At 54.3% G+C, this 558-nt stretch carries 1 pseudogene; it reads left to right on the top strand.

The annotated features are described in order from the left end of the window. Positions 1–210 (top strand): annotated as a pseudogene (locus WMO23_RS11470) (hypothetical protein); the annotation flags it as partial. Positions 211–558: the final 348 nt, after the last annotated feature.

Raw genomic sequence — 558 nt, 5'->3', positions numbered from 1 at the left:
TGTGTTAGTTATGGGAAAGAAGGAAGGCTGCAACAAAATGAGCAAAAAAACTCATTTTGTTACAGCCCCTTTTTTTTGAATCATGGAATGAACGCAGTTCGCCGGCCGCAGGTGGCAGGTCGCCGCGATCCTGCGTACCGCAAAAAACACACGACTATTGGCCGTGTGCGTAGGGGCCGCCTGGGTAAGGCGGCCCGCCGTGAGATTTAACCACAACCCATTCGGGTATAATGGCGGATTTTACGAGCTACGAATCACGGGTCACGGCTTTTTCACGGACTCAGATGCGGCTATGCCGCGACAGACTCAGGATTGTATTACGACCGGGTGTCATCTGTCATAAATTCCGGCTATGCGCAGGATTCACGGCGGCCTTTTTGGCCCGTCAGGTGCCGACCAACGGAAGGCGCAGGACGGTTGCCAAAACGGACAGCCGTGGCTGGACGCCTTTCAGGGCGTCCCCCTACGATATCGCATACAGGCGATGAATGAGAACTCTGGTTACTGACAAAAAAAATACACGGCCCATGGCCTTGTGCGTAGGGGCTCGCATGTGGC

The organism is Megasphaera intestinihominis, assembly GCF_040096415.1.
Taxonomy (GTDB): domain Bacteria; phylum Bacillota; class Negativicutes; order Veillonellales; family Megasphaeraceae; genus Megasphaera; species Megasphaera intestinihominis.
The sequence above is the reverse complement of the archived record's forward strand: the minus strand, read 5'-3'. Positions and strand labels throughout refer to the sequence as shown.